Source organism: Caldithrix sp., from assembly GCF_056497305.1.
In genome coordinates this window covers 1-7458 of the sequence record NZ_JBSMDE010000206.1, presented here as the reverse complement: position 1 = coordinate 7458, position 7458 = coordinate 1, and the positions used below count along the sequence as shown (strand labels likewise).

Below are 7458 nucleotides of genomic sequence, written 5' to 3'. Positions count from 1 at the left end.
GGCCTGTCAGGCTGGTGCTGCCAGACTGGCCCGTCCTACGGCCGGACAAGCCTGTCCCCGAGAATCGGAGAGAAGGGGAGAACGGTAGTGTTGGAAATTAAAATCTAAAAATATCATTTGTGAATTCGTGGCTATTTTTTATTTTCTTTAGTTGACTAATTGTTTCTGCTGCCTTAGATCTCCATTTCAAGAAAATTTTTCAAAATTTGCTCGCCTATTTTTCCGCTCTTTTCAGGATGGAATTGCACGGCAAAGAAATTTTCATTTTGCAGGGCTGCACTAAAAGGGACAATATATTCGCCATCAGCAACCGTAAACGGGCTGAGCTGGGCATAATAACTATGCACAAAATAGACAAAACTGCCTTCCGTCACATTGCGAAACAAAGGGCCTTTTAAATTGACGATAGAATTCCAGCCCATGTGCGGCACCTTACCCCCTGGAGGAAATCGTTCAACGTCCACCGGAAAGATGCTCAGCCCTACGGTATCGTTTTCTTCGGAATGGCAACATAACAGTTGTAATCCCAGACAGATTCCCAACACCGGTTGTTTAAGATTTATCAGAACCTCATCCAGGCCACGTTGAGATAAATAGTTCATAGCAGATTGGGCCTCCCCTACGCCGGGGAAAATGACGCGCTCGGCATGCTGTAATAATGCCGGATCATCGGTCACCTGCGGTTCAATACCCAACCGCTGAAGGGCCAATCGTACCGAGTGAATATTTCCTGCATTGTACTTAACAATAGCCACCTTCATCACAAAACCCCTTTGGTACTTGGAATTTCCTCATTCTGCGGATCGCGACGCACAGCCTGTTTGAGCGTTCTACCAAAAGCCTTGAACACCGCTTCGATTTTATGGTGTTCATTCTCCCCTTTTACTTTAATGTGCAGAGCACATTTTGCCGTTTCAGCAAACGATTTGAAAAAGTGTGCGAAAAGTTCGGTGGGCATGTCGCCTATTTTTTCCCGCTGGAACCTGGCTTTCCATACCAGAGTACTGCGCCCACAAAAATCGATGGCTACGCGGGCCAACGATTCATCCATGGGCAATACAAAACCATAGCGCTGTGCGCCCCGCATCTGGCCGAGCCCCTGGCGCACGGCTTCTCCCAAGACCAGGGCGGTATCTTCCACAAGATGGTGTTCGTCAACATGCAGGTCTCCTTTGATGGTGCCCTGTAAATCAAATCCTGCGTGTTTAACAAGCAATTCCAGCATGTGATCAAAAAAACCCAGTCCGGTCGGCGCTTCAAATGTTCCGCGGCCATCCAGGTTCAACGTCAAGCGGATTTGAGTTTCGCGCGTTTGCCGATCTATGGTGACCACGCGCTGCTTCATCTTCAGGAAGCGGTAGATTTCTCTCCATTCGGTTGTAGTGAACGCTGCCGCAGGATGCGATTTTTCGGCGATTAGAATGGCCTGCGCTCCCAGGTTTTGGGCCAGTTCCACATCCGTGCTTCGATCACCTATTACAAAAGAGTGAGCCAGATCGTATTGGCCATTCAGGTACGACTTTAACAACCCAATGCCTGGCTTGCGCGTGGGGGCATTGTCATGCGGAAAGCTGCGATCGATCAAGACCTCTTTAAAGTGAATCCCTTCGCTGGCCAGAATGCGTAACATCAAATTGTGAATGGGCCAGAAGTTCTCTTCTGGAAAACTGAGTGTGCCCAATCCATCCTGATTGGTAACCATGACCAGTTCAAAATCGAGTTCAGTAGCTATTTTTTTTAAAGAACAAATTGCATGAGGCAAAAAATCCAGTTTTTCAAACGAATCGACCTGCTCGTCCTCAGGTTCCTTAATGATCGTTCCGTCCCGATCTATGAACAAAACGCGTTTCATCAATCCTCCGCTTTTTTAAAATCCCGTCATGTGGGATATCGTGTTAGAGATTCCTATTTTATTATTTTCACTGGCCATTCGGAGCCTAAGCGACTCTGGGGAGTCGCACTACGGGCTTACGAAAATTAACGGTCACCAGAATAAGGAATTTATCTGTTTGGCCGGCGCCCATACCTTCCTTCCGTGAATCAAGCGAGGGGGAACATTCAACTTGAAACGTTGTTTCATCTGCCCAACCTGTCCTATCTGAATCACATCTCATCGGGATTACGAATCCACAACGCAGGAGCAAGGATTCTTCGCCCGCTGATGCTGAACTCTGAATGACCGTTTTCAAATGCAAGGGATCCTTTGCACCTCCGGTGCAGGGATTGGAGGTAACAGAGGCAGCAGCCCTTACATTCTAATCCTGCAAGGGAATCGGAATTTTTACAGCGTCCCTCCCCTTCTTCTTTTTCCCTGTAATTCGTAAGCCTTCAGGCGTTCGATCAATTTTCGGTTCTCTTCTTCGCTTCCCACTGTGATGCGCAGGCAGTGTTCGCAATGCAACTGCTTTGATCGGTTTCTGACCACAATACCATTTTGCAGCAGAAAGCGATACACTTCATCGGCCTGATCAAAGCGCACCAGTAAAAAGTTCGCATCCGAAGGGAAAACGTGGCGTACAATGCTCAACGCTTTCAGTTCTTTGACTAACCAATCCCGTTGTTTCAAAATACGTTTAATGTAGGCATCTTTTTGCTGACCATTCTGGAGCAGTTTTAATGCCATTTGCTGCGTCAACCCACTGACATTGTAAGGCATCTTAATCTTGTTCAGCCAGTTGATGACCCTGGCCTGGGCAAAGGCCATCCCCAAACGGATGGTGGCGCTACCCCAGGCTTTGGAAAACGTGCGCAGAACCACCAGATTAGCATAATCATCGATCAGTTGCAGAACGCTTTTCTGTGGAGCAAAATCGATGTAGGCTTCATCTACAATGACCATAGCGCCTGTGTTTTCTAAGAGCCAGACAATATCTTCTCTGGGAAAGGCATTGCCAGTAGGATTATTGGGCGAACAGACAAAAACAAGTTTCAGCGTTCTGCCCAGTTTCTGGCTAATGACCTGGCGATCCATTTTGAATTCGGCAGTCAATGGCGCTTTTACAATTGTCAGATCATTAATTTGGGCGCTGACCGTGTACATGCCATAGGTTGGAGGCATGATGAGCACCGCATCTTTAGCAGGTTGCCCAAAGACACGCATCAGCAAATCGATTGCTTCATCGCTGCCGTTTCCCAAAAAGATCTGCTCCGGATGGACCTGTAACCAATGGCTGATTTTTTCTTTTAAGGCTCTTTGATATGGATCCGGGTAACGATTTAAACCGCCGTCTTTTAAAGGAGGGCCGTAGGGATTTTCATTAGCATCCAGAAAGACCATGGCAGAGCCCGAAAATTCATTACGCGCAGAGGCGTAAGGTTTTAAACGTTTAATATTCTCCCGAACCAGGTTATCAGGATTGACGGTCATTCTTTTCTCCAGCATAATCACTTTTCGGAAGCAGTTTTGGGATTTTGTCCAGCCTTACACTGACGGCCCGTTTATGTGCTTCCAGTCCTTCTGCTTCAGCTAATTCTATAATAGCCCGACCGATGGAACGCAGACCGTTTTCTGAGATTTTCTGAAAAGAGATGACCTTCATAAAACTTTCCAGTGACACACCGCTGTAGCTGAAAGCGTAGCCGTGTGTTGGCAAAGTATGGTTTGTTCCGGAAGCATAATCGCCGGCTGCTTCGGGAGTCCAGGGGCCAATGAACACCGAACCGGCATTCAACACTTTTTCAGCCAGCTGTTCAGCGTCTTCGGTAACAAGGATCAGGTGTTCCGGGGCGTAAGCATTGGACATTTCAATGGCCTGCTGCGTGTTCTCCACCAGGAAAATGCGCGAATTTTGAAAGGCCAGACGCGCCGTTTTAGCGCGAGGCAAAGTTTGTAACTGCTCTTCCAGCGCCTCCTGTACTCTGGGAATGAGCGCTTCATCGGTCAGAATCAGCATTACTTGACTATCGATGCCATGTTCGGCCTGCGAAAGTAGATCGGCCGCGATTAAATCGGGCCGCGCTGTATGATCGGCAATGACGGTTACCTCCGAGGGGCCAGCCGGCAGATCGATGGCCACGCCATCCATGCTGACCAGTTGTTTGGCCATGGTAACAAAACGGTTGCCCGGCCCAAAGATTTTGTACACGGCAGGAATACTTTCTGTGCCGTAGGCCATGGCAGCGATGGCCTGGGCCCCACCAGCCTTAAACACTCTGGTAATACCCAGACTTCGTGCAATGTGTAAAATGGCAGGATGAACCGAAGCTTCTTTATTGGGCGGTGTACACACCACGATTTCTTTACAGCCCGCCAGCGAGGCCGGGACAGCCAGCATTAAAAAAGTAGAAATGAGGGGCGCCGTACCGCCTGGAATGTACAGACCTACTTTCTCTATTGGTAGCGCTTTACGCCAGCACCAAACGCCAGGCGCTGTTTCGATGTAATTTTCTACCGGTCTCAGCGAACGATGGAATTTTTCGATATTAGAACGGGCCACATCGATTGCTTCTTTCAATTTTAAGGACAGGTTGCCGCTGGCCCGCGCCCATTCGCTTTCCGAAACCGTTACGGAATCCAGTTCCACTTTATCATAGTGTTTGGCAAACTGCAGCAAGGTTTGATCACCCTGAGTTTTTACATTCTGGATGATCTGACTCACCTTTTGACGTAGCTCTTCCTGATCCGTTTGCGGCCGTTTCAATAATTCCGGCCACTCTTCTTTTGCAGGAAATTTGAATACTTCCATAACTCCCTCTTTCATAATATCATTTTTTCTATGGGGATGACTAATATGCCCTGAGCCCCATTTTGTTTCAGTTTTTCGATAATCTGCCAGAACTCTTTTTCCCGGATGACCGAATGCACTGAGCTCCAGCCTTCCATAGCTAAAGGCATCACCGTCGGACTTTTCATGCCGGGTAAAATTCCGGAAATGGCTTCAATCTTCTCGTTCGGCGCATTTAACAAAATGTATTTATAATCCCGGGCTTTAAGCACCGATTTGATACGAAAGATTAACTGCTCCAGCCATTGCCGGCTATCGTCATCCAGCTCAGGATGGGCAATTAAAACAGCCTCCGATTGGAGCACCGTTTCGACCTCTTTCAAGCCGTTGCTTAATAAGGTACTACCTGTGCTTACAATATCAAAGATAACATCGGCCAGCCCGATGGATGGTGCGATTTCGACAGAGCCGTTAATTTCGTGTATTTCCGCGGTGATGTTTTTTTCCTGCAAATATCTGGAGAGAATTTTAGGAAACGAGGTGGCGATTTTTAACCCGTTTAAGTCCTCCAGTCCCTTATATTCCATGTGTTTGGGCACGGCAATACTCATGCGACAATGGGCAAATCCTAGATTTTCCAAGATATCTACCCGGCGATCTTTCTCGAACACCACATTGGCGCCCACAATGCCGGCGTGAGCAATGCCATCGGCCACACATTCCGGAATATCGTCATCGCGCAGATAGAGAATTTCAAGGGGAAAGGTGGTAGAGAGCGCTTTTAACTTCCCCTTACCGCCGTTACCAATTTTGATGCCACACTCTTCTAATAATCGAAGCGTCTTTTCACTTAAACGACCGGATTTCTGAACCGCTAATGTCAGCAATGTTTTTCCCTTTCTTTATTATCCGTTAAACTGTAAACAATCGGGTATTCATTCCCTAAAACGAAAAAACCCGATTCGCAATGAACCGGGTTTTACCTATGTAATCGTTGATTGACTTGCTTTGCCGGCGTCATTGCGCTCCTTTAAATAAGGAATGATGATGATCGTGATGTCCGTAGGTTAAATCCATTATAACCAGCATTGAGCTTTGCCTTTCTTTTTTAGCCAAATGTACAGTAACTGAATAATTATGTCAAATAATTTTTTATTATGCGTTTTAGCGTTGTTACAAAAGCTTCAATGTCCTGTTCCGTGGTATCAAAAGCCGTCATCCAGCGCACTTCATGCCTGGCGGCATTCCAGGTGTAAAAAAAGTACTCCTTTTTCAAAGGGTCAATAATTTCTTCCGGAACAATGGCAAATACACCGTTTGTCTGCACTTCCTGTGTTATGTGAATGTAAGGAATTTCTCTTAATTTTCCGGCCAGCAATTGGGCCATACAATTGGCCTGTTGCGCATTCTTCAACCATAAATCGTTGCGTAGATAGGCATCAAATTGTGCGGCAATGTAGCGCATCTTGGAATGCAATTGCATCCCCTGCTTGCGAATGTATTTAAAATCTTGCTGAAAACGTGGATTAAAAATAAGAACCGCTTCGCCAAACATTAAACCATTTTTAGTGCCTCCAAAAGAAAGAACGTCTACGCCGGCATCGACAGTAAACGCTTGAAACGGCAAATTCAGAAAAGCAGCCGCGTTAGCCAGACGTGCGCCATCCATGTGAAGGTACATGTTATGTTGCCTGGCAAAACGAGCAATGGCAGTAATTTCTTCTACGGAATAAACGGTTCCCATTTCAGTGGGCTGAGTGATGGAAATAACAGCTGGTTGAACATGATGCTCAAAATGGAGCATGCCCAAAAACGGTTCCAATTGAGCCACACTCAGCTTTCCATTTTCAGTATTAATGGGCATTAATTTGCAGCCGGTAAACTTTTCCGGCGCACCGCATTCGTCTACGTAAATATGAGCGGTTTCAGCACAGAGAACAGCCTGAAATGGTTTTAACATAACCTGCAAACCGGTGACATTAGCCCCTGTTCCCCCATACACAAAATAGACAGCCGTCTGCACACCGAACATATCTTTAAAGCGTTTTATGGCCCGTGCCGTATAGGGATCGTCGCCATAACTAATGACATGGCCCACATTACATTTTTGCAAGGCTTCCATAATTTCCGGATGCACCCCGGCGTTGTTATCACTGGCAAAGCTGCGCTTGATGGGCATCATACATTCATACCTTTCTTTTCGTTTCTATTGTCCTGAACCGTTTGAACATCTAAAAAATTTAGATTCATTGCAAACTTAAAATTGTTTGGCAATTTTTTTATTGGAGAAAATTTCCGCGATTGCTGCCTTTAAACTTCGATATTCCTGGGGACTCTGGCAATGGTCTATTTCTAAGGCAGGAGCCGCAACCTTTTAAAAACCGCAAAGGGCATCCGTCTGGCACCGGACAGGCCAGTCTGGCAGCACCAGCCGGTTGGAGCGCAGCGGAAATCCCGATTCTCGGGGACAGGCCCGTCTGGACGGCTATCCAGCCGGACAGGCAAAGAAGTAATTTTAATTAAAAATTACGAATTAAAAATTAATTGTGAAAGGACAAGTGTTGCTCAAGAGGTTGAAAACAATGCCGGCATGTCATTCTGAGAATCCCTTACACTGTCAGACCATTCGCAGGCGCATCGTAACTCGAGCTTCAGCTCGAGACATTTGTAAGGGCGAAGCATTTTTTGAAAAGTCTTTCTTAAGAGCGATTTTAACTTTTACACAAAGAGGTTGCGCTAATTGGAACAACCTTCAGGAAAATGCTTCGCCCTTACGCCTGAGAAAGATTTCTCC

General features: G+C 46.6%; 6 protein-coding genes. All 6 read right to left on the bottom strand.

The window, feature by feature from the left end:
• Positions 1 to 173: 173 nt before the first annotated feature.
• Entirely contained in the window at positions 174 to 761 is a 588-nt protein-coding gene (gene hisH, locus ACWB0I_RS17155; protein ID WP_479389311.1) for an imidazole glycerol phosphate synthase subunit HisH, read from the bottom strand.
• A complete protein-coding gene (hisB, locus tag ACWB0I_RS17150) occupies positions 761 to 1852 on the bottom strand; it encodes a bifunctional histidinol-phosphatase/imidazoleglycerol-phosphate dehydratase HisB (protein ID WP_479389310.1) in 1092 nt (363 codons plus the stop codon). Before hisB ends, hisH begins: the two co-directional genes overlap by 1 nt.
• Before the next feature lie 429 nt (positions 1853 to 2281).
• Positions 2282 to 3367, bottom strand: coding sequence for a histidinol-phosphate transaminase (gene hisC, locus ACWB0I_RS17145; RefSeq protein WP_479389309.1), 1086 nt, complete (start codon positions 3365 to 3367; stop codon positions 2282 to 2284).
• The gene (hisD, locus tag ACWB0I_RS17140) at positions 3351 to 4685 is read right to left on the bottom strand and encodes a histidinol dehydrogenase (protein ID WP_479389308.1); all 1335 of its coding nucleotides are present in this window, start codon (positions 4683 to 4685) and stop codon (positions 3351 to 3353) included. The genes hisC and hisD overlap by 17 nt, the downstream gene beginning before the upstream one ends.
• Before the next feature lie 11 nt (positions 4686 to 4696).
• The gene (gene hisG, locus ACWB0I_RS17135; protein WP_479389307.1) at positions 4697 to 5551 is read right to left on the bottom strand and encodes an ATP phosphoribosyltransferase; all 855 of its coding nucleotides are present in this window, start codon (positions 5549 to 5551) and stop codon (positions 4697 to 4699) included.
• A 248-nt stretch (positions 5552 to 5799) separates the two neighbouring features.
• A complete protein-coding gene (locus ACWB0I_RS17130) occupies positions 5800 to 6843 on the bottom strand; it encodes a threonine aldolase family protein (protein WP_479389312.1) in 1044 nt (347 codons plus the stop codon).
• Between the last annotated feature and the right edge of the window lie 615 nt (positions 6844 to 7458).

Excerpts from the sequence above, each read along its gene's own strand:
- ACWB0I_RS17130 (WP_479389312.1), bottom strand. The coding sequence starts at position 6,843 with ATGCCCATCAAGCGCAGCTTTGCCAGTGATAACAACGCCGGGGTGCAT.
- hisC (WP_479389309.1), bottom strand. The coding sequence starts at position 3,367 with ATGACCGTCAATCCTGATAACCTGGTTCGGGAGAATATTAAACGTTTA.
- hisD (WP_479389308.1), bottom strand. The coding sequence starts at position 4,685 with ATGGAAGTATTCAAATTTCCTGCAAAAGAAGAGTGGCCGGAATTATTG.
- hisB (WP_479389310.1), bottom strand. The coding sequence starts at position 1,852 with ATGAAACGCGTTTTGTTCATAGATCGGGACGGAACGATCATTAAGGAA.
- hisH (WP_479389311.1), bottom strand. The coding sequence starts at position 761 with ATGAAGGTGGCTATTGTTAAGTACAATGCAGGAAATATTCACTCGGTA.